We start from the raw sequence: 18,119 nt of genomic DNA on the forward strand, positions 1-18,119 counted from the left end.
CTACGGCGCCGGCGTGGCGGCGGCCTTAGCACGCGCCCGGGCGAGCTGGTCCAGCTTGTCGGCCATCTCGTCCTGCCCGGCGCGACGGGCGAAGTCGGCCGCGCTCAGCTGATGGTCGTTGCGCAGCGCGACGTCCGCGCCAGCGGCGATCAGGATCTCGGCGCCGCTCAGCCCGCCGTAACCGGCGGCCATCATCAGCGGCGTCGTCCCGTTGGGCGACCGCGCGTCGATGTCGGCGCCCTGCCCGACCAGCCAGCGCACCAGGTGCTCGTTCGGCCCGGCGGCCGCGTAATGCAGCGCGGACCACCCCGGCTCGTTGACCAGCGCGCCGCGCTTGACCAGCTCGCGCGCGATGTCCAGGTTGCCCTTGATCGCGGCCAGCATCAGCGGCGTCTCGCCGGCCTGGTTGATGGCGTTGACGTCGGTGCCGGGGCTCTTGAGCAGCGCCTCGACGGCCTTGCCGGACTCCTCCCGGATCGCCACGTGCAGCGCCGTGTTGCGCTGCGCGTCGCGGACGTTGGGATCGGTGCCCGCCAGCAGCAGCTTCATGACGGTCGCGGCGTGGTCGTTCCGCGCGGCGACGTGGAGTTCGGGCGGCGCGACGGCCTCCGACGCCACCGTCGCGGGCGCCCGGGCGTCACGCCCCTGCGCCCACACCGGCGCGAGCAGCCCCGCGGCCAGCGTCAAACCGCCCACCGCCGCGAATGCCTTGAATGCCTTGAACGCTGCCAGCTTCGCCGGCACCGACCACCGGCCGCGACGCGGCCCGCTCGATCGCCCCGCCATCTCAGGCCGCCTCCGGCAGCCGGAACAGCCGCCGCGTGTTGGCCGTGCATTGCGCCGCCAGGTCCTCGACCGGCACGCCGCGGACCTCGGCCACCAGCTTGGCCACATGCGGCACGTAGGCCGGCTGGTTGAGCTTGCCGCGGAACGGCACCGGGGCCAGGTAGGGGCTGTCGGTCTCGATCAGCAGGCGGTCGGCGGGCACGATCTTCGCGACCTCACGCAGATCGGCCGCGTTCTTGAAGGTCACGATGCCCGAGAACGAAATGTGGAAGCCCAGGTCCAGCGCCGCCCTGGCGACGTCCATGGTCTCGGTGAAGCAGTGCACGACGCCGCCGGGCTGGCCGGCGTCCTCCTCGCGCATCAGCCGCAGCGTGTCCTCGGCGGCCGAGCGGGTGTGGATCACCAGCGGCTTGCCGGTCCGCTTGGCGGCGCGGATGTGGTTGCGGAAGCGCTCGCGCTGCCATTCCATCTGCTCGACGGTGCGGCCGTTGAGGCGGTAGTAGTCCAGGCCCGTCTCACCGATGGCGACGACCTTGGGCTGCGCCGCGCCCGCGACGAGCTCGTCGACGCTGGGCTCATGGACCTCGTCGCTGTCCGGATGGACGCCGACCGTCGCGAACAGCGGCGCGTGCGCGGTGGCCAGGGCCTGCACTTCGGGGAATTCCTCCATCGTCGTGCAGATGCAGATGGCCTGGGTCACCCGGGCCGCGTCCATGGCGGCCAGCAGGTCGGGGAGCTGGGACTGGAGCTCGGGGAAGCTCAGGTGGCAGTGGGAATCGATGTACATCGCGGGAACTCTGGGCCGGATCGCGACGCGGCGCAGCGCCCGGCGGAAATGCCCTTGGCAGGCAGAGGCGCGGAGCGCGCCGCGCGGGGTCAGCCGGACGCCGTCCGCTGGGCGCGGCCGGCGATCGCGGCGTTCAGATGGTCTGCGTCGGCTTGGCCGAGGAGATCGCCGTGCCCAGCAGTTCCTCGATCTTCAGCTTGATCAGCCGGGTCTTCTCGTCACCGGGGAACCGCACGCCGACGCCCTGGGTGCGGCCGCCCGACGCGTTGGCCGGCGTCAGCCAGGCGACCTTGCCGGCGACCGGATAACGGTTGGGATCCTCGGGCAGGGTCATCAGGAGGTAGATGTCCTCGCCCAGCTTGTATTCGCGCGTGGTCGGCACGAACACGCCGCCTTCCGAAAAGATCGGGATGTAGGCGGCGTAGAGCGCGCCCTTCTCCTTGAACACCAGCTGGATCACGCTGGGTCGGGCACCGCCGGCGGGGGCCGGGACGGGAGCGGACGCGGGCGGAGTGGTGCTCATCGGTTTCAGGCTGAGTTCGCTCATGGGCGCCGAGTCTACTCGCCGCGCCCGCGGGTCAGATTCGGTTACCGCGCCGGCCGCATCGCCTGTTGCCCCTGGGCCACCAGCGATTCCATCAGCAGGCCGGCATTGAGCGGATGGTCCGCATGCCGCGCCGCCTGCTGCAGCGTGCGGGCCCACTGGTCGAGCGCCGCGCGCACCGCCGGCAGCTTGGGCAGCGCGTCGCGCGGGAAGTAGGCCGGCCCGGCGCCATGGGCGATGCGCATCAGGTCATGCACCAGACGCTGCATCGCGGCGATCGCGCGCGGCACCGGCCAGTCGGTCAGCGCGCTGGCCTCGCCCCGCGCGATGCGGCGCGGCAACTCCAGCCAGGTCTTGGCGCCGACGCCCTCCTCGCTCCACAGCAGCGCCTCCTGCGGCCGGCCGCCGGTGGCGTCCAGCAGCACGCCGGGCTGGTCGACGCCCTGGGCCGTCAGCCAGGCCAGCGCCGCCTCGCGCGCGGGCAACGCCATCTGCAGCGGCTGGCAGCGGCTGCGGATGGTCGGCAGCAGCTGCTGCGGCGCCGCACTCGCGAGCACGAAGCGCAGCAGCCCGGCCGGCTCCTCCAGCGTCTTGAGCAGCGCATTGGCCGCGATGGTGTTCAGCGCCTCCGCCGGGTAGACGACCACGACCTTGGCCCGCCCCCGCGCCGCGCTGACCTGCGCGAACGCGAGCATCTGGCGGACCGCCTCGATCTTGATCTCCTTGCTGGGCTTGGTCTTGGCGGCCTTGGCCGAGCCGCCGCCCTCGCCGTCCGCCTCCATCGCGCCGAAACCCAGCGGCTCCCGCAGCGCGTCGGGCAGCAGCACCTGGAAGTCCGGATGCGAGCGCGAGCGCAGCAGGTGGCAGCTCGCGCAGCGGCCGCAGCCGGGCTGATCGGGCGCGGGGCGCGCCTCGCAGAGCCAGGCCTGGGCCAGCAGCAGCGCCAGGTCGAACTGGCCGACGCCGGCGGGCCCTTGCAGCAGCAGCGCGTGGCTGCGTCCCTGGGTCAGCGCCTGGTGCAGCGGCGCGGCGAGCCAGGGCAGCGGCAGTTGGCCGCCATCGGCCAGCGCGGCGGCGCCGTCGGCGGTCACGGAGGATTCGATCACCATCCGCGGCGCTCCAGCTCGGCGCGGATCTGGGCCGCGACGCCCTCGATGGTGTCGCCGGCATCGATGCGGACGATGCGGCCCGGCGCCGCTTCGGCGCGGCGCTGGTAGCCCTCGCGCACGCGGGTGAAGAAGTCGAGGTCCAGCTGCTCGAGCCGGTCGGCATCACGCGCCTGGGCGCGGCGCCCGGCCGCGATGGCGGGGTCGACGTCGAACCAGAAGGTCAGGTCCGGCTCCCGGCCCTGCTGCACCCACTGCGCCAGCGTGCCCAGCACCTGCAGGTCCATGCCGCGGCCGCCGCCCTGGTAGGCGAAGCTGGCGTCGGTGAAGCGATCGCAGAGCACCGTCCGGCCCGCGGCCAGCGCCGGCGCGATGACGCGCTGCACATGGTCGCGGCGCGCGGCGAACACCAGCAGCGCCTCGGTCAGCCCATCCATGTCCTGGTGCAGGAACAGGTCGCGCAGCGACTCCGCCAGCGGCGTGCCGCCCGGCTCGCGGGTCTGGACCAGGTCCGCGCCGCGCTCGCGCAGGCGCTGGGCCACGGACTCGACATGGGTGGACTTGCCCGCCCCGTCGATGCCCTCGAAGGTGATGAATCGGCCGCTCACGCGTGGATGCTCTCTCGGAAAAAAGCGCAGCGCGGACGCTCAGCGGCCGCGCTGGTACTTGTTGACCGCGCGATTATGCGCGGCCAGGTCCTCGCTGAACTGGCTGGTGCCGTCGCCGCGCGACACGAAGTACAGCGCCTTGGACGGAGTCGGGTGCAGCGTCGCCTGCAGTGCCGCCAGGCCCGGCATCGCGATCGGCGTCGGCGGCAGCCCGCCGCGGGTGTAGGTGTTGAACGGGGTGTCCGTCTGCAGGTGGATGCGGCGCAGGTTGCCGTCGAAGTCGGTGCCCAGCCCGTAGATCACCGTCGGATCGGTCTGCAGCGGCATGCCGGCCTTGAGCCGGTTGATGAACACCGCCGCCACCAGCCCGCGGTCCGCCGCGGCGCCGGTTTCCTTCTCGACGATGGAGGCCAGGATCAGCGCCTCGTCCGCGCTCTTGAGCGGCAGGCCGTCGGAGCGGCCGGACCAGGCGCTCTCCAGACGCTTCTGCATCAGCGCATGGGCGCGCTTGAGCACCGTCAGGTCGCTCACGCCGCGGCTGTACGCGTACGTGTCGGGGAAGAAGCGGCCCTCCGGCGCCTGGCCGGGCGCGCCCAGCGCCGCCATGATCTGGGCGTCGGTCATGCCGGCGGTCGTCTGCTTGAGCGCCGGCGCGGCCGCGATCGCGGCGCGCAGCTGACGGAAGTTCCAGCCCTCGATCAGGCGGAGCTGCTCCAGCACCTGGTCGCCGCGGACCATCTTGTCCAGCAGCTCGCGCGGCGTGATGCCGGCATGGACCTCGTAGCTGCCGGCGCGGATCTTGCGCGCCTGTCCCGAATAGCGGAACCACGCGTAGAGGAAACGCGGATCGGTCTGCACGCCCGCCCCGACCCAGGCCTGCGCGACCTGCTGCGGCGGCGTGCCGGGTTCGATCGAGAGCTCCAGGCTGTCCTTCTCCAGCGCCAGCGGCGCCTGCAGCCACCACCAGACGGCGCCGCCGGCGCCCGCGGCCAGCACCGCCAGCGCGACCAGCACGGACAGCAGCCAGCGTCCGATCCGGCCCGATTGCTTCTTCGATTTCCTCGCGGCGCGGCGAGGGTTGTGCTTCGCGCGTGACAAGACCCGGGGCCCTTCGTGAAATGCGGGGGCTGATGATAATCGGCCCCATGATCGAAGACCTCCACCACGCCCCGCCGCCCGTGCCGTCCTCGGCCCTGGGTGCCGTCCGTCTCGCCGACTGGGGCGTCATCCGCGCCCAGGGCGAAGAAGCCGCCAAATTCCTGCACACGCAGCTGACGCAAGACCTGGCCCTGCAGACGCCGGTCCAGGCCCGCCTGGCGGGTTACTGCTCGGCCAAGGGCCGGCTGCTGGCCACGATGCTGGCGGTCAAGCCGGACGAGCAATCGGTGCTCCTGGCGCTGCCGGCCGAGGTGCTGCCGGCGACGGTCAAGCGGCTGTCCATGTTCGTGCTGCGGGCCAAGTGCAAGCTCAGCGACGACAGCGCCGCCTGGTCGGTCTGGGGGCTGTCCGGCGCCCAGGCGCGCGACTGGCTGGGCGCCGCCGCGCCGGCCGGGGTCTGGACGGTGGGCCGCCTGGCGCTGGCCGATGGCCGCGAGGCGCTCGCCACCCGACTGCCCGACGATGGCCTCACGCCGCGCTTCCTGCTGCTGCAGCCCGCCGATGCCGCCGCGCCGGCGCTGCCGTCGATCGATCCGGAGGAATGGCAGGGGCTGGACGTCACCGCCGGCCTGGCCTGGATCCGCCAGGCGACGGTGGAACAGTTCGTGCCCCAGATGCTCAACCTCGAGCTGCTGGGCGGCGTGAACTTCCAGAAGGGCTGCTACCCCGGCCAGGAGGTCGTCGCGCGCAGCCAGTACCGCGGCACGATCAAGCGCCGCACCCACCTGTTCGCGATGGACGGCAGCGATGCCGATGCCACGCCGGGCCAGGAGATCTTCCACAGCGCCGATCCGGAGCAGCCCGCCGGCATGGTCGCCGGCTTCGGCCGCCTGGAAGGCCGTCCGCTGCTGCTGGCCGAGGTGAAGCTGGCCGCGCTCGAGTCCGGCACGCTGCACCTGGGCAGTGCGCAAGGCGCCGTGCTCACGCCCCGTCCCCTGCCCTACGCCATCGGAGAACCGGAATGACCTCGTCGCCGCCAACGCGGGCCTCGGCCCCTGGGACCGCTTCGCCCGATCGCCCGGCCGGCGCGCCGGTCGAGCTCTACGTCTACTACCGCGTCCACACGGACGACCTGGCGGCCGCCCTGGCCGCCTTCGAGCAGGCGCGCGCCGGCCAGCCGGTGCGGCTGCTCCAGCGCCATGACAACGATCCGGTCTTCCAGACCTGGATGGAGATCTACGGCCCCGCCCTGCCCGACGCGGCGGACGCGGAGCGCCGCATCGCCGCCGCCCTGGGCGCCTTCGCGCAGGGTCCCCGCCACCGCGAGGCCTTCGCCGCCGTCGCCGGTCCGGGAGCGGCGCGCTGATGGAACACAACGTCTCCCTCATCTCCACGCTGGCGGCGGGCTTCGGCCTGGCGCTGATCCTCGGATTCATCGCCGAGCGGCTGCGGCTGCCGGCGCTGGTGGGCTACCTGCTCGCCGGCATCGCGATCGGGCCGGCCACGCCGGGCTTCGTCGCCGACGTGGGCATCGCCGCGCAGCTGTCGGAGATCGGCGTGATGCTGCTGATGTTCGGCGTCGGGCTGCACTTCTCGCTCAAGGACCTGATGGCGGTCAAGCGCATCGCGCTGCCGGGCGCGGTCGTGCAGATGGGCGCGGCCACGTTGCTGGGCCTGGGCCTGGCGATGTGGTGGGGCTGGAGCACCGGCGCGGCGCTGGTGTTCGGGCTGTCGCTGTCCTGCGCCAGCACGGTGGTGCTGCTCAAGGCGCTGGAGGCGCGCGGCACGCTGGAGTCGGTCAACGGCCGCATCGCGGTGGGCTGGCTGGTGGTGGAGGACCTGGCGACGGTGCTGATCCTGGTGCTGCTGCCGCCGCTGGCGCCGGTGCTGGGCGGCGCGACGCAGCCCGGCAGCGCCGACGTGCCGCTGTGGCGCACGATCGCCGAGACGCTGGCGCAGATGGCGGCCTTCGTCGTGCTGATGCTGGTGGTGGGCCGGCGCGTGCTGCCCTGGCTGCTGTGGCAGGTGGCGCGCACCGGCTCGCGGGAGCTGTTCACGCTGATGGTCATCGCGGTGGCGATCGGCATCGCCTACGGCGCCGGCGTGCTCTTCCACGTGTCCTTCGCGCTGGGCGCGTTCTTCGCCGGCATGGTGATGCGCGAGTCCGAGTACAGCCACCGCGCCGCGCAGGAGTCGCTGCCGCTGCGGGATTCGTTCTCGGTGCTGTTCTTCGTCTCGGTGGGCATGCTGTTCGACCCGATGACGCTGGTGGACCAGCCGCTGCACCTGCTGGGCGTGGTGGCGATCGTGATGCTGGGCAAGGCGATCGCGGCGACGGCCATCGTGCTGCTGTTCCGCTACCCGCTGAACACGGCGATGACGGTGTCGGCGAGCCTGGCGCAGATCGGCGAGTTCAGCTTCATCCTCGCGGGCCTGGGCCTGCAGCTGGGCCTGCTGCCCAAGGCCGGCATGAACCTGGTGCTGGCGGCGGCGCTGGTGTCGATCGCGCTGAACCCGGTGATGTTCGCGATGATCCAGCCGCTGCAGCGCTGGGTGCTGAGCCGCTCGGCCTTCGCGCGCAAGCTCGAGGCCCGGGACGATCCCTATGCCGAGCTGCCCCAGACCACCGAACGCCAGTACCTGGAAGGCCAGGTCGTGCTGGTGGGCTTCGGACGCGTGGGCCGGCGCATCGCCGACGCGCTGGCCGAGCGCGACATCCCCTTCGTCGTCGCCGACCAGAGCCGCGAGACCGTGGAAGCGCTGCGCAAGCGCGGCCTGGCGGCAGTCAGCGGCGATGCCAGCGACCCGATGGTGCTGGTCCAGGCCCACATCGCCAATGCGGCGATGCTGGTGGTGGCGATCCCCGACTCGATGCGAGCCCGGCAGATGGCCGACACGGCCCGGCAGCTGAACCCGGGCATCGAGATCGTGCTGCGCACCCATGGCGAGGAGGAGTCCGCGCTGCTGCGCAAGGAGCAGCTGGGCACCGTGTTCTACGGCGAGGAGGAACTGGCCAAGGGCATGAGCCGGCATGTGCTGCGGCGCTTCAATGCCGAGCTGCCCGAGAACCTCGCGCCGCTGGCCACGCCCGCGCATTGAGCGCCCGGGCCGGGCGTGGCAAGCGGCCCATCGGGGACGCTTGCCGCAACACAACGCACCACGGCGCCCAGCGCGCCCTTCCCGGCCAGCAATCCCGGCTTTACATCGCCCGCTTAGCGTCGCCGCCCATGATCGACCCGACCCTCGACCGTCCCGCCCCGTCGCCCGCACCTGGCCTGCGCGCTGGCGCCTTCGCCCGGACCGCTGGCGCCCTGCTCACCGCTGCGCTGCTGCTCAGCGGCTGCGGCGGCGGACCGCCGAAGGCGCGACTCGAGGAGCAGCAGCAACAGCGCGAGTTCGCCGCGCGCGGCTACGCGCCGTCCGGGGATGCGGTCACGGTGCAGTCGCTCGCCTGGCGGCTGCGGGGCGACGACGTGCGCCTGAGCCTGGCGCTGCCGGCCGGTGCCGCCGACGGCGCTTCACCGCGCCCGGTCGTGCTGTACCTGCCGGGACTGGGCGAGTCCGAAAACGCCGGCCTGGTCTGGCGCCGCGCCTGGGCCGCCGCCGGCTACGCGGTGCTGTCGCTGCAGCCGCTGGACGACGACGCGATGGCATGGTCCTCCGACCTGGCCCGCTCGGCCGAGTTCACCGAGCTGGGCCGCTGGCATTACGCCGAGGCGCAAATGCGTCGGCGCCTGGCGCGGCTCGACGAGCTGCTCGCCGAGGCCCAGCGGCTCGGCCGCCAGGGCGGGGCGCCGTGGCGCGCGCTGGACTGGTCGCGCACCACGGTCGCCGGTTATGAGCTCGGCGCCCAGATGGCGATGGCGCTTGCGGGCGAGCGCCAGACGGATGGCGCGATGCTCGCCCTCAAGACCGTCCGGCCGGTCGCCGCGATCGTGATCAGCCCGCAGTTGTTCGCGACGCCAGATCCGGCGCGCTACCGGGACGTCGCCGTACCAGTGCTCGGCCTGACCGGCCCGGACGACAGCGACGTGCTGCAGCTGGTGCGCGACCTGGCCTGGCGCCAAGCCCCCTTCGCCGCGATGCCGCCGGGCCGCGGCTGGCTGCTGAGCGCCAACGAGGTCCGCCATGCCGCGTTCGGCGGCAATGAGCCGCGGCCGGAAGACGCCGAGCGCGAGCGCAAGCGGATCCAGGCGGCGGAGGACCAGGCGCAGTCGCAACCGCAGCCCCAGGGCCGCCGAGGCGCGGGTCGCGGGCAGCGCGGACAGGACGCGCCGGTGCGGATGGCGCCGGTGCCGCCGATCCCGGACTACCGCCAACGCCACGCGCAGCAACTGGGCCTGATCGCCGCGCAGCAGGTGAGCGTCGCCTTCCTCGACCACGAGGTGAAGCGCTCCGAAACCGCCCGCGTCTGGCTGGCCGGCCCGGCGCAGGCCTGGATAGGACGGGTCGGCAGCCTGAGCTCGTCGCGTTGATTTCTGTATTGACAGAAAATTCTGTCCGGCTACAGTCGCGACCATGGAACTCAGCAACACCGCCCGCCGCTTCGTCCTGCACTGGGGCGAGATGGGCAGCGCCTGGGGCGTGAACCGCACCGTCGCCCAGATCCACGCCCTGCTCTACTTCCACGGCCGCCCGCTCAATGCGGAGGAACTGGCCGAGACGCTGTCGGTGGCGCGCTCCAACGTCAGCACCAGCCTCAAGGAACTGCAGAGCTGGAACCTGATCCGCGTCACCCATGTGCTGGGCGACCGGCGCGACTACTTCGAGACGACCGCCGACGTGTGGGAACTGCTGCGCACCATCGTGCGGGAGCGCAAGCATCGGGAGTTCGATCCGACCGTGCGGATGCTGTCGGAGCTTGTCGCCGAGGACGGCTTCCAGGACGAGTCGCCCGACGCCCAGGACCGCGTGCGCGAGTGCCTGCGGCTGATGCAGACGCTGGGCGCCTGGTCGGAGGAAATGATGCGGCTGTCGCCGTCGACGCTGGAGAAGGTGCTCAAGCTCGGCGCCAGCGTGCAGCGCTTCGTGCGCGGGGACGGATCCTGATCCGCCCCTTTTTTTGGCAATGAATTTCTGTCTTTACTGAAATATCGAGCAACGAAGGAGGATGCGATGCGCTTCACCCCCGAATCCGGCCGGCATGCCACCCAGCGCGACCCCGGCGCCTATCCGCTGACGCTCTACTTCGACGGCGCCTGCCCGATCTGCAACGGCGAGATGCGCAACCTGATGCTGCGCAACACGGCCGGGCTGCTCCGCTTCGTGGACATCTCCGAGCCGGGCTTCGCGGCCTTCCCGGCCGGCACCGACATGCCGGCGCTGATGGGCACCCTCCACGGCGTGCGGGCCGACGGGCGCCTGTCGACGGGCTCGGAAGTGCTGCGCCTGGCCTACCGCGGCGTCCAGCTCGAGAGGCTGGTCCGCTTCACCGAATTGCCGGGCCTGCGCTGGCTGTTCGACCACGCCTACCCGCTGGTCGCGCGCCATCGCTACCTGGTGCCGAAGCCGCTCGCGCGGCTGGTGCTTGAGACCTCGCTGCGCCGTGCCGCTGAGCGCCGCGCCGGCGCCTCGGCCTGTCATGCCGGTGCCTGCTCGATCGCGTCCGAACACGCGGCTTCGACGCGGCCGGACGGCCCGGCGCACGGGGCCTCGGCCGCGCCGGCAACGTCGGCAACGTCGGCCACGTCGGACCGCCCCGCCGGAGTCGCGTCATGAGCGCCGCTCCGATCCGCTCCGTCCTGGTCTGCGGCGCCAGCGGCTTCGTCGGCCGGCGCGTCGTGCGCGCGCTGCGCGAGGCCGGCCTGTCGGTCACCGCCGGCGACTCCCGCACGCAGGACTTCCAGCGCGACCTCAGCCCCGAGATCTGGCTGCCGCGCGTCACCGGCTTCGATGCCGTCGTGAATGCGGTGGGCCTGCTGCGCGACACGCCGCGCCGCCGGCTCGAGACCGTCCACCACGAGGCGCCGGCCGCGCTCTTCGAGGCCTGCGCCCGGGCCGGCGTCGCGCGCGTCATCCAGGTTTCGGCCAATGGCGTGGCGCACAGCCCGACCCGCTACGCCACCACCAAGCGCGCCGCCGACGAGGCCCTGCTGCGCCTGCGCGCCCAGGGCCGCCTCGACGCCACCGTGCTGCGCCCCAGCATCGTCTTCGGCCGCGGCGGCGCCAGCGCGGCGCTGTTCATGAACCTGGCCCGGCTGCCGCTGCTGGTGCTGCCGCGGGCGGCGGTGCAGGCGCGCGTCCAGCCGGTCGCGGTGCAGGACGTCGCGCAGGCGGTGCTGCGGCTGGTGCAGGACGGCGGGCCCGAACTGGTCACCGCCGTCGGTCCGCGCGCGCTCAGCCTGTCGGCCTTCATCGGCGAATTGCGCCGCCAGCACGGCCATGCGCCCGCCCGGGTGCTGCCCTTGCCGGACGCGCCGAGCCGCTGGAGCGCCCGGCTGGGCGACCTGGTCAGCGCCCAGCCCTGGAGCAGCGAAGCGCTGGCGCTGCTGGAGCAGGACAACATCGGCGACGGCGCCGCCTTCGAGCGCGTGCTCGGGCGCCCGGCCGTTCCGGTCGAACGATTCGTGGAGGCCGCATGGGCATCGGGCGAGTGAACTTCCGCCACCGCCGCACCCGGGTCGTGGCGCGCGCCGGACTGATCGCGCTGTGGCTCGCCACCGGCGTGGTCAGCCTGATCGGGCTCGACGGCCAGAGCCGCGCGCTGATGGTGTCCGCCGGCACGCCCGAGGCCTGGATCGCGCCGGTGATCGTGGCGGGCGCGCTGGCCGACCTGCTGATCGGCCTGGCGATGTGGCGCTGGCACCGCCGCTGGGTCTACCGGCTGGCCGGCGCGGTGATGCTGCTGATGACCGCCGTGGCGACGATCATCCTGCCCACGCTGTGGCTGGATCCGCTGGGCAGCCTGACCAAGAACCTGCCGATCGCGATCCTGCTGCTGATCCTGGACGAGGACGCGCCGGCCTGAGGCCTGGCCAGTCCGGCGGCAGGCTTCGACATCCAACAACAAGACCTCAGGGGGAAAACACCATGAACACCTATCTCGTCATCAAGTGGCTGCACATCGTCTCGAGCGTGCTGCTGGCCGGCACCGGCTTCGGCTCGGCCTTCTACCTGTTTTTCGCCAACCGCAGCGGCTCCATCGCCGCGCAGGCGGTGGTGGCGCGGCTGGTCAAGCGCGCGGATTACTGGTTCACCACGCCGGCGGTGATCGTGCAGCCGCTCACCGGCGTGTGGCTGGCGATGCAGGCGGGCTGGACGCTGGACACGCCCTGGCTGGCGCTGTCCATCGGGCTGTACCTGCTGGCGGGCGCCTGCTGGCTGCCGGTGGTGTGGCTGCAGATCCAGCTCTCGAAGATGGCGGACGCCGCGCTGGCCAGCGGCCAGCCGCTGCCGGCGCTCTACTGGCGCTACGCCCGCTGGTGGGAGGGCCTGGGCTACCCGGCCTTCCTCGCGGTGCTGGTGGTCTTCTACCTGATGGTGAACAAGCCCGCCCTCCGGGGGTGAGCGCGGGGCGACCCCGGGGTGCCCCCGGGTGAAGCCGGGGATCGCCCCGGCGCGGGAGCAGGATCGGCGACTCCCGCCACAATCCCGCCCCATGAGCTTCGAACCCACCCCGCTGCTGGACATGGCCAGCCCCGAGGCCAAGCGGGCCTCCTACGACACCCTGGTCGCGCAGACGCAGGCGCTGCTGCATGGCGAGCGCGACGCGATCGCCAACCTCGCCCAGTTCGCCGCGCTGGTCTTCAACGCCGTGCCGACGCTGAACTGGGCCGGCTTCTACCTCGTGAACCCGAAGAACGACCAGGAGCTGGTGCTCGGCCCGTTCCAGGGCAAGGTCGCCTGCGTGCGCATCCCGTTCAGCCGCGGCGTGTGCGGCGCCTGCGCCCGCACGCGCGAGACCCAGCTGGTCGAGGACGTCCACGCCTTCCCCGGCCACATCGCCTGCGACGCGGCCTCGCGTTCGGAACTGGTGCTGCCGGTGGTCGCGGGCGGCGCGCTGCGCGCGGTCTTCGACCTCGACAGCCCCGAGCCCGCGCGCTTCGACGCGATCGACGCCGAGGGCTTCCGGCGCGCGCTGGACCTGCTGGTCGCCGGCACCGACTGGGCCTGAGCCGCATGCGCACGTGCACGATGCGCGCCCTCGCGGCGCTGGGCCTGGTCGCCGCCTCGGCCCTGTCGGTCGTGTCGATGCCGGTGTCCGCGGCGGAGCTCAAGCTCCGCCTGCTGGAGACCAGCGACATCCACATGAACCTGCTGAGCTACGACTACTACCAGGACCGACCGGTCCAGGAGTTCGGCCTGGCTCGCACCATCACGCTGATCCATCGCGCCCGCGCCGAGGCGCCCAACAGCCTGCTGTTCGACAACGGCGACCTGCTGCAGGGCAATCCGCTGGGCGATGTCGTGGCCCGGGTCCGGCCGCTCGCGGCGGACCAGGTCCACCCGGCCTACAAGATCCTGAACCTGCTGGACGTGGACGCCGCCAACCTCGGCAACCACGAGTTCAACTACGGCCTGCCCTTCCTGCGCCAGGCCATCGCCGGCGCGGCCTTCCCTTACCTCAACGCCAACGTGATGGAGGCCGACGGCCACCGCCACGCCTTCACGCCCAGCGTGATGCTCGAGCGCGAGATGCGCGACGAGGCGGGCCAGGCCCATGCGCTCAGGATCGGCGTGGTCGGCGTCACGCCGCCGCAGATCCTGGAATGGGACCGCCAGCACCTGGCCGGCAAGGTGCGGGTGCGCGACATGGTGGAAGCCGCCACCGAGCAGGTCACGGCGCTGCGCCGGCGCGGCGCCGACCTGGTCGTGGTCATCGCCCACACCGGCATCGACCGCACCGAGCTGCCGCGGCTGTCCGAGAACATGGCCGCCCAGCTCGCGCGGGTGAAGGGCGTGGACGTGCTGCTGCTGGGCCATGCGCACACCGAGTTCCCCGGCCCGGGCTTCGCCGGTTACCCCGGCGTGGACCTGGCCAAGGGCCGGCTGTACGGCACGCCAGCGGTGATGCCGGGACGCTGGGGCGACCACCTGGGCGTCGTCGACCTGACGCTGCGGTCCACCGGCCAGGCTGGCCCCGGCGCGCGCTGGCGGGTCGCGGACAGCCAGTCCAGCCTGCGGCCGATCTTCGACCGCGCCGCGCGCCGGCCCCTGGCGGACGCCGACCCGATGCCGGCCATCGTCATCGCCGAGGAACACCAGGCGACCCTCGACTACGTCCGCAGCCAGGTCGCGGTCGCCGACCAGCCGATCCACAGCTACTTCTCGCAGGTGCTGGACGGCAGCGCGGTGCGGCTGGTCGCGCAGGCGCAGCTGGCCTATGCGCGCAAGGCCGTCCAGGGCACGGCGCTGGAGCAGCTGCCGATGCTCAGCGCGGCGGCGCCGTTCAAGTCGGGCGGCCGCCAGGGCTGGACGCAGTACACCGACATCCCCGCCGGCCCGGTCGCCATCAAGCATGTGGCCGACCTGTATGTCTACCCCAACACCATCAAGGTGGTGAAGCTCACCGGCGCCCAGGTGCGCGACTGGCTGGAGATGTCCGCCGGCCAGTTCCGCCGCATCGATCCGCAGGGGCCGGCGCGGCAGGACCTCGTCGATGCCGCTTATCCCAGCTTCAACTTCGACATGATGCTCGGCCAGGATGGCGCACTGCGCTACGAGCTGGACCTGACCCAGCCGGCGCGTTTCGACAAGGACGGCCAGCGCCAGGGCGACGGCCACCGCGTCGTGAACCTGAGCTGGCGCGGCCAGCCGCTGGACGAGCGTGCCGACTTCCTGGTCGTGACCAACAACTACCGCGCCTACGGCGGCGGCCACTTCCCGGCGCTGGCGGCGGACAAGGTGGTCGTGGACGCGCCGGACGAGACCCGCGAGGCGGTGGCCCATTTCCTGGCCGCCCAGCCCTCGCTGAGCGCGGCGGTGGCGACGCCGTCCTGGCGCATCCGGCCGGTGCCGGGCGTGGCGATGCAGTTCGTCTCGGGCAACGGGGCGCTCGCCCACCTGAAGGAGACGCCGCAGGTGCGGCAGGTGAAGGACAACGGCGACGGTTCGTCGCTGTTCGAGCTCGCGCCCTGACTGGACGCCTTTACCGGGCCTCAGGCGCCCGGGCGGGGCTCAGACGTGGATGTCGAGCAGCGCGCCTTCCGCGCGGAGCTGCGTCTGCAGCACGCGCAGGTTGGCGACGTAGGCGTAGGTGGCGGACTTCTGCTCGACCAGGTCGGTCGCCAGGTCCTCGCCCGGGGTGGGCAGCTTCTCCACCCGGGTCGTCACGCCGTTGCCGTCGGCGGCGGTCTCCGCCTCGATGCGCTCGCGGTGGTAGCCCGGCGTGGCGACATTGGCGATGTTGTTCGCCGACGCCCGCAGCCGTTCATTGGCGGCGGACATCCCGGACAAGGCGGTCGACAGGCTGACGGTGGACATGGGTTTCTTTCCAGTAACCCGGCCTCAAGCGCGCGGGCATGCCGCCGTCATCGGCAGATTCCGAGCGATCTTTAGAAAAGAAATGGCTTCCCCCGCCATTTCTTTTGATTGCCGATCCGCTATTCGCCCAAATCCGCAGGATCACCGCCCGCCAGGCGGGGTCCTCGGGCCGCGCGAGCGGCTGGCCCCAGCCGGTGGACGCGCCTGGAGCGCTCAGGCGCCCGCCAGTTCCTCGAAGCTCCCGCTCGAGATGAACACGCGGACCGAGTCGCCGCCCGAGGCTTTGGCCTCGGTGCAGGCCAGCTGACCGGCGCCGAGCACCGCATCAACCGTGTCCAGCGACGGCTGCAACTGCACGACGCCCAGGCTGGCCTTGACCCGCGCCCGGTGCAAACCCCAGCGCAGCCGGAAGCTGGCGATCGACGAGCGGATCTTCTCGGCCACGATCTGCGCGTAGTGCTGGTCGCAATCGGGCAGCAGCACGACGAAGTGATCGTTCTCCATCCGGGCGACGGTGTCCGACGCCCGCACCTTGGTGATCAGCATCTGGCCCAGACCGTACAGGAAGTGGTCGGCGACCTCGGCGCCCATGCCCTGGATGACCTCGGTGAAGCGGTCGATGTCGACGAACAGCACCGACACCGGCTCATGGCGGCGGCTGCCGACATGCTCAGCCAGGCGGCGCTCCATCTCGCGGCGATTGGCGAGTTCGGTGACCTCGTCGTGCTTGGCGGACCAGGTCGGCTGCAGGCGCTGCTGGCGGGCGGCGGTGACGTCCTCGACGATCCACATCGCCTCGCCGGCCGGCTGTTCCCAGTGCACCGGCGTGGCCTGCAGCCGGCCCCAGAAGCGCGACCCGTCGCGGCGCACGAACTCGACCTCCTCGTCCAGCGGCCGCCCGGCGCCGAAGGCGGTGCCCATGCGGGTCTGCAGCGCCTGGTGGGCGGCGTCGGACACGACCGAGCCGCGCTGGTCGGTGCCGCTCAGGTCGGTGTCGTCCCCATGTCCGAACAGGTGGTTGAAATGCTCGCTGACCACCTCGAAACGGCCGGCGGCCACGAAGGCCACGGCCAGCGGCGCCCGCACCAGCAAGGCCCGCATGCGGGCGGCGATCGGGTCGGCGGCGTCGTGTTGGGATTGCATGTCGTCTCCTGGCGTATGGCGCAGGTGTACCTGTTTTGATCAGGCCTGGGAACCCCGGACAGGCCCCCGTTCCGGCGCCGGACGGCCGCTTCGGGGCGGCGGCGCCCAAGGCGGCATCAGGGTGGCGGCGGTGCGATCTGCTCCGCCCAGTCGTACAGGGCCGACAGGATCTCCCCGGCGCGTTCGTCCTCCGACTCCTCCGCCGCCTGGGCCAGCGTGTCGATGCGCTCGAAGAAGGCCTCCAGCGTCTGGGCCCCGCCCTCGCCCGCGTGCAGCCGCGCCGCGCGGTGGTGCTCCCAGCGCGCCGCCTCGTCGCCGCTCAGGCTGTCCGGGAAGTTGCGGGCGCGGTAGCGGAACAGGATCTCCTCCAGCCGCCCGTCCTCGAACGCGACCTTGCCCTGCGCGACGCGATCGGCCAGCGCCTCGGGCGACAGCCCGCGCAGCCGCTCGAGCGCGCGCCGGTCGTCGTTGGAGACGAAGCCGCCGTACAGGTCCTCGTCCACGTCGACGCCGCCCTCGCCGGCCGGGCGCTGGAACACCTCGGGCCAGCGCTCGGCCAGTTCGCGGCCGCGGGAGGCCAGCAGCTCCGCATGCGCCAGGCCGCGGGCGATGTCCAGGCCCCAGCGGGCGGCCATCTCCGGCGACAGGATCTTCAGCGACGAGATCACGATCGGCGACTTGTTGACATGGATGGTCTTGATCGGCAGCCGCGTCACGCCCTCGGGCAGGGCCTCCTGCTTGGTGTAGAGACGCAGCCGGATCGCCTCGGCGTCGAGGCCGAGCAGCTCCGCGGGATCGCTGCCCAGGTCCCAGACGATCAGCTCGTTCTTGTTGGTCGGATGCGGCGCCAGCGGCCACACCAGCGCGATGCAGCCGCGCTCCGGGCCGTACATGCCCGACACGTGCAGGAAGGGCCGGTTGGTGCCGATCTCGGCCCAGACGGCGTCCTTGCGGCGCAGCTTCAGGCAGAAGTCCCACAGCCGCGGCTGCGCCTGCCGGATCAGCCGCGCCAGCGCGATGGTGGCACGCACGTCGGACAGCGCGTCGTGCGCGGCCTCGTGGGCCAGGCCGTTGGCGGCGGTCAGGTGCTCCAGCTTGAAGGACGGCCGGCCGTCCTCGTGCCGCGGCCACTGGAGGCCCTCGGGCCGCAGCGCGTAGGCGCAGCGCACGACGTCCAGCAGGTCCCAGCGGCCGCAGTCGTTCTGCCACTCGCGGCCGTAGGGATCGATCAGGTTGCGCCAGAACAGGAAGCGGGTGACCTCGTCGTCGAAGCGGATGGTGTTGTAGCCCAGGCCCACCGTGCCGGGGCGCGACAGCTCGGCATGGATGTCGGCGGCGAAGCGGTGCTCGGGCAGACCGTGCTCGGCGCAGGTCTGCGGCAGGATGCCGGTCAGCAGGCAGGACTCGGGATCGGGCAGCGTGTCGGTGGGCGGCTGGCAATAGACCATCAGCGGCTCGCCGATCTCGTTCAGCTCGGCATCGGTGCGGATGCCGGCGAACTGCGCCGGGCGATCGCGGCGCGGCACGCGCCCGAAGGTCTCGTAGTCGTGCCAGTAGAAAGTCATCTCATGCATGGGGCGGCACGATACCTCAGACCTCATGGATACTTCGGCGCCCTGGCGTGG

General features: G+C 72.2%; 20 protein-coding genes. 11 read left to right on the forward strand and 9 right to left on the reverse strand.

Annotated elements, in window-relative coordinates:
* The 6 genes from FHT38_RS12565 to mltG form a co-directional block, all read right to left on the reverse strand.
* Nucleotides 1-786, reverse strand: coding sequence for an ankyrin repeat domain-containing protein (locus FHT38_RS12565; RefSeq protein ID WP_183491970.1), 786 nt, complete (start codon nucleotides 784-786; stop codon nucleotides 1-3).
* Nucleotide 787: 1 nt separating this feature from the next.
* Nucleotides 788-1,573, reverse strand: a complete 786-nt coding sequence (locus tag FHT38_RS12570; protein ID WP_183491971.1) for a TatD family hydrolase — start codon at nucleotides 1,571-1,573, stop codon at nucleotides 788-790.
* 133 nt (nucleotides 1,574-1,706) lie between these two features.
* Nucleotides 1,707-2,096, reverse strand: a complete 390-nt coding sequence (locus tag FHT38_RS12575) for a PilZ domain-containing protein (protein ID WP_091733888.1) — start codon at nucleotides 2,094-2,096, stop codon at nucleotides 1,707-1,709.
* Nucleotides 2,097-2,161: 65 nt separating this feature from the next.
* The gene (locus FHT38_RS12580; protein ID WP_183491972.1) at nucleotides 2,162-3,226 is read right to left on the reverse strand and encodes a DNA polymerase III subunit delta'; all 1,065 of its coding nucleotides are present in this window, start codon (nucleotides 3,224-3,226) and stop codon (nucleotides 2,162-2,164) included.
* The gene (gene tmk, locus FHT38_RS12585) at nucleotides 3,220-3,831 is read right to left on the reverse strand and encodes a dTMP kinase (protein WP_091733433.1); all 612 of its coding nucleotides are present in this window, start codon (nucleotides 3,829-3,831) and stop codon (nucleotides 3,220-3,222) included. Before tmk ends, FHT38_RS12580 begins: the two co-directional genes overlap by 7 nt.
* Nucleotides 3,832-3,870: 39 nt before the next feature.
* Nucleotides 3,871-4,866 (reverse strand): endolytic transglycosylase MltG, encoded by a 996-nt coding sequence (mltG, locus tag FHT38_RS12590; protein ID WP_147242492.1) that lies wholly within the window; start codon nucleotides 4,864-4,866, stop codon nucleotides 3,871-3,873.
* A gap of 110 nt (nucleotides 4,867-4,976) precedes the next feature.
* On the opposite strand from mltG, the gene FHT38_RS12595 reads away from it, so the two are divergent.
* The 11 genes from FHT38_RS12595 (at nucleotide 4,977) to FHT38_RS12645 (ending at nucleotide 15,006) form a co-directional block, all read left to right on the forward strand.
* The gene (locus FHT38_RS12595) at nucleotides 4,977-5,954 is read left to right on the forward strand and encodes a folate-binding protein YgfZ (protein WP_091733431.1); all 978 of its coding nucleotides are present in this window, start codon (nucleotides 4,977-4,979) and stop codon (nucleotides 5,952-5,954) included.
* A complete protein-coding gene (locus FHT38_RS12600; RefSeq protein ID WP_183480258.1) occupies nucleotides 5,951-6,295 on the forward strand; it encodes a DUF4936 family protein in 345 nt (114 codons plus the stop codon). The genes FHT38_RS12595 and FHT38_RS12600 overlap by 4 nt, the downstream gene beginning before the upstream one ends.
* Nucleotides 6,295-8,028 (forward strand): YbaL family putative K(+) efflux transporter, encoded by a 1,734-nt coding sequence (gene ybaL, locus FHT38_RS12605; protein WP_091733427.1) that lies wholly within the window; start codon nucleotides 6,295-6,297, stop codon nucleotides 8,026-8,028. The genes FHT38_RS12600 and ybaL overlap by 1 nt, the downstream gene beginning before the upstream one ends.
* 128 nt (nucleotides 8,029-8,156) lie before the next feature.
* A complete protein-coding gene (locus FHT38_RS12610; RefSeq protein ID WP_183491973.1) occupies nucleotides 8,157-9,404 on the forward strand; it encodes a hypothetical protein in 1,248 nt (415 codons plus the stop codon).
* A 43-nt stretch (nucleotides 9,405-9,447) separates the two neighbouring features.
* The gene (locus FHT38_RS12615) at nucleotides 9,448-9,978 is read left to right on the forward strand and encodes a GbsR/MarR family transcriptional regulator (RefSeq protein WP_091733423.1); all 531 of its coding nucleotides are present in this window, start codon (nucleotides 9,448-9,450) and stop codon (nucleotides 9,976-9,978) included.
* Nucleotides 9,979-10,044: 66 nt separating this feature from the next.
* Complete coding sequence (locus tag FHT38_RS12620) at nucleotides 10,045-10,647, forward strand: thiol-disulfide oxidoreductase DCC family protein (RefSeq protein ID WP_183491974.1); 603 nt, start codon at nucleotides 10,045-10,047, stop codon at nucleotides 10,645-10,647.
* Nucleotides 10,644-11,525, forward strand: a complete 882-nt coding sequence (locus FHT38_RS12625) for an NAD-dependent epimerase/dehydratase family protein (protein ID WP_183491975.1) — start codon at nucleotides 10,644-10,646, stop codon at nucleotides 11,523-11,525. The genes FHT38_RS12620 and FHT38_RS12625 overlap by 4 nt, the downstream gene beginning before the upstream one ends.
* Nucleotides 11,507-11,896 (forward strand): DoxX-like family protein, encoded by a 390-nt coding sequence (locus FHT38_RS12630; protein WP_091733417.1) that lies wholly within the window; start codon nucleotides 11,507-11,509, stop codon nucleotides 11,894-11,896. The genes FHT38_RS12625 and FHT38_RS12630 overlap by 19 nt, the downstream gene beginning before the upstream one ends.
* Nucleotides 11,897-11,958: 62 nt before the next feature.
* Nucleotides 11,959-12,435: a DUF2269 domain-containing protein gene (locus tag FHT38_RS12635; RefSeq protein ID WP_183491976.1), complete on the forward strand. Its 477-nt coding sequence runs from the start codon at nucleotides 11,959-11,961 to the stop codon at nucleotides 12,433-12,435.
* Between the two features lie 91 nt (nucleotides 12,436-12,526).
* Nucleotides 12,527-13,042 (forward strand): GAF domain-containing protein, encoded by a 516-nt coding sequence (locus FHT38_RS12640; RefSeq protein WP_404935707.1) that lies wholly within the window; start codon nucleotides 12,527-12,529, stop codon nucleotides 13,040-13,042.
* 20 nt (nucleotides 13,043-13,062) lie between these two features.
* Complete coding sequence (locus FHT38_RS12645) at nucleotides 13,063-15,006, forward strand: bifunctional 2',3'-cyclic-nucleotide 2'-phosphodiesterase/3'-nucleotidase (RefSeq protein WP_183492477.1); 1,944 nt, start codon at nucleotides 13,063-13,065, stop codon at nucleotides 15,004-15,006.
* Nucleotides 15,007-15,045: 39 nt separating this feature from the next.
* On the opposite strand, the gene FHT38_RS12650 is transcribed toward FHT38_RS12645, so the two are convergent.
* The 3 genes from FHT38_RS12650 to sbcB form a co-directional block, all read right to left on the reverse strand.
* Nucleotides 15,046-15,351, reverse strand: coding sequence for a flagellar basal body protein (locus FHT38_RS12650; protein ID WP_091733411.1), 306 nt, complete (start codon nucleotides 15,349-15,351; stop codon nucleotides 15,046-15,048).
* Between the two features lie 213 nt (nucleotides 15,352-15,564).
* The gene (locus tag FHT38_RS12655; protein ID WP_091733409.1) at nucleotides 15,565-16,494 is read right to left on the reverse strand and encodes a sensor domain-containing diguanylate cyclase; all 930 of its coding nucleotides are present in this window, start codon (nucleotides 16,492-16,494) and stop codon (nucleotides 15,565-15,567) included.
* Between the two features lie 116 nt (nucleotides 16,495-16,610).
* Entirely contained in the window at nucleotides 16,611-18,068 is a 1,458-nt protein-coding gene (gene sbcB / locus FHT38_RS12660) for an exodeoxyribonuclease I (protein WP_183480267.1), read from the reverse strand.
* Between the last annotated feature and the right edge of the window lie 51 nt (nucleotides 18,069-18,119).

The organism is Mitsuaria sp. BK041, assembly GCF_014193085.1.
Classification (GTDB): Bacteria; Pseudomonadota; Gammaproteobacteria; order Burkholderiales; family Burkholderiaceae_C; genus Roseateles.

Excerpts from the sequence above, each read along its gene's own strand:
- FHT38_RS12565 (WP_183491970.1), bottom strand. The coding sequence starts at position 786 with ATGGCGGGGCGATCGAGCGGGCCGCGTCGCGGCCGGTGGTCGGTGCCG.
- FHT38_RS12570 (WP_183491971.1), bottom strand. The coding sequence starts at position 1,573 with ATGTACATCGATTCCCACTGCCACCTGAGCTTCCCCGAGCTCCAGTCC.
- FHT38_RS12575 (WP_091733888.1), bottom strand. The coding sequence starts at position 2,096 with ATGAGCACCACTCCGCCCGCGTCCGCTCCCGTCCCGGCCCCCGCCGGC.
- FHT38_RS12580 (WP_183491972.1), bottom strand. The coding sequence starts at position 3,226 with ATGGTGATCGAATCCTCCGTGACCGCCGACGGCGCCGCCGCGCTGGCC.
- FHT38_RS12595 (WP_091733431.1), top strand. The coding sequence starts at position 4,977 with ATGATCGAAGACCTCCACCACGCCCCGCCGCCCGTGCCGTCCTCGGCC.
- FHT38_RS12600 (WP_183480258.1), top strand. The coding sequence starts at position 5,951 with ATGACCTCGTCGCCGCCAACGCGGGCCTCGGCCCCTGGGACCGCTTCG.
- ybaL (WP_091733427.1), top strand. The coding sequence starts at position 6,295 with ATGGAACACAACGTCTCCCTCATCTCCACGCTGGCGGCGGGCTTCGGC.
- FHT38_RS12610 (WP_183491973.1), top strand. The coding sequence starts at position 8,157 with ATGATCGACCCGACCCTCGACCGTCCCGCCCCGTCGCCCGCACCTGGC.
- FHT38_RS12615 (WP_091733423.1), top strand. The coding sequence starts at position 9,448 with ATGGAACTCAGCAACACCGCCCGCCGCTTCGTCCTGCACTGGGGCGAG.
- FHT38_RS12620 (WP_183491974.1), top strand. The coding sequence starts at position 10,045 with ATGCGCTTCACCCCCGAATCCGGCCGGCATGCCACCCAGCGCGACCCC.
- FHT38_RS12625 (WP_183491975.1), top strand. The coding sequence starts at position 10,644 with ATGAGCGCCGCTCCGATCCGCTCCGTCCTGGTCTGCGGCGCCAGCGGC.
- FHT38_RS12630 (WP_091733417.1), top strand. The coding sequence starts at position 11,507 with ATGGGCATCGGGCGAGTGAACTTCCGCCACCGCCGCACCCGGGTCGTG.
- FHT38_RS12635 (WP_183491976.1), top strand. The coding sequence starts at position 11,959 with ATGAACACCTATCTCGTCATCAAGTGGCTGCACATCGTCTCGAGCGTG.
- FHT38_RS12640 (WP_404935707.1), top strand. The coding sequence starts at position 12,527 with ATGAGCTTCGAACCCACCCCGCTGCTGGACATGGCCAGCCCCGAGGCC.
- FHT38_RS12645 (WP_183492477.1), top strand. The coding sequence starts at position 13,063 with ATGCGCGCCCTCGCGGCGCTGGGCCTGGTCGCCGCCTCGGCCCTGTCG.
- FHT38_RS12650 (WP_091733411.1), bottom strand. The coding sequence starts at position 15,351 with ATGTCCACCGTCAGCCTGTCGACCGCCTTGTCCGGGATGTCCGCCGCC.
- FHT38_RS12655 (WP_091733409.1), bottom strand. The coding sequence starts at position 16,494 with ATGCAATCCCAACACGACGCCGCCGACCCGATCGCCGCCCGCATGCGG.
- sbcB (WP_183480267.1), bottom strand. The coding sequence starts at position 18,068 with ATGCATGAGATGACTTTCTACTGGCACGACTACGAGACCTTCGGGCGC.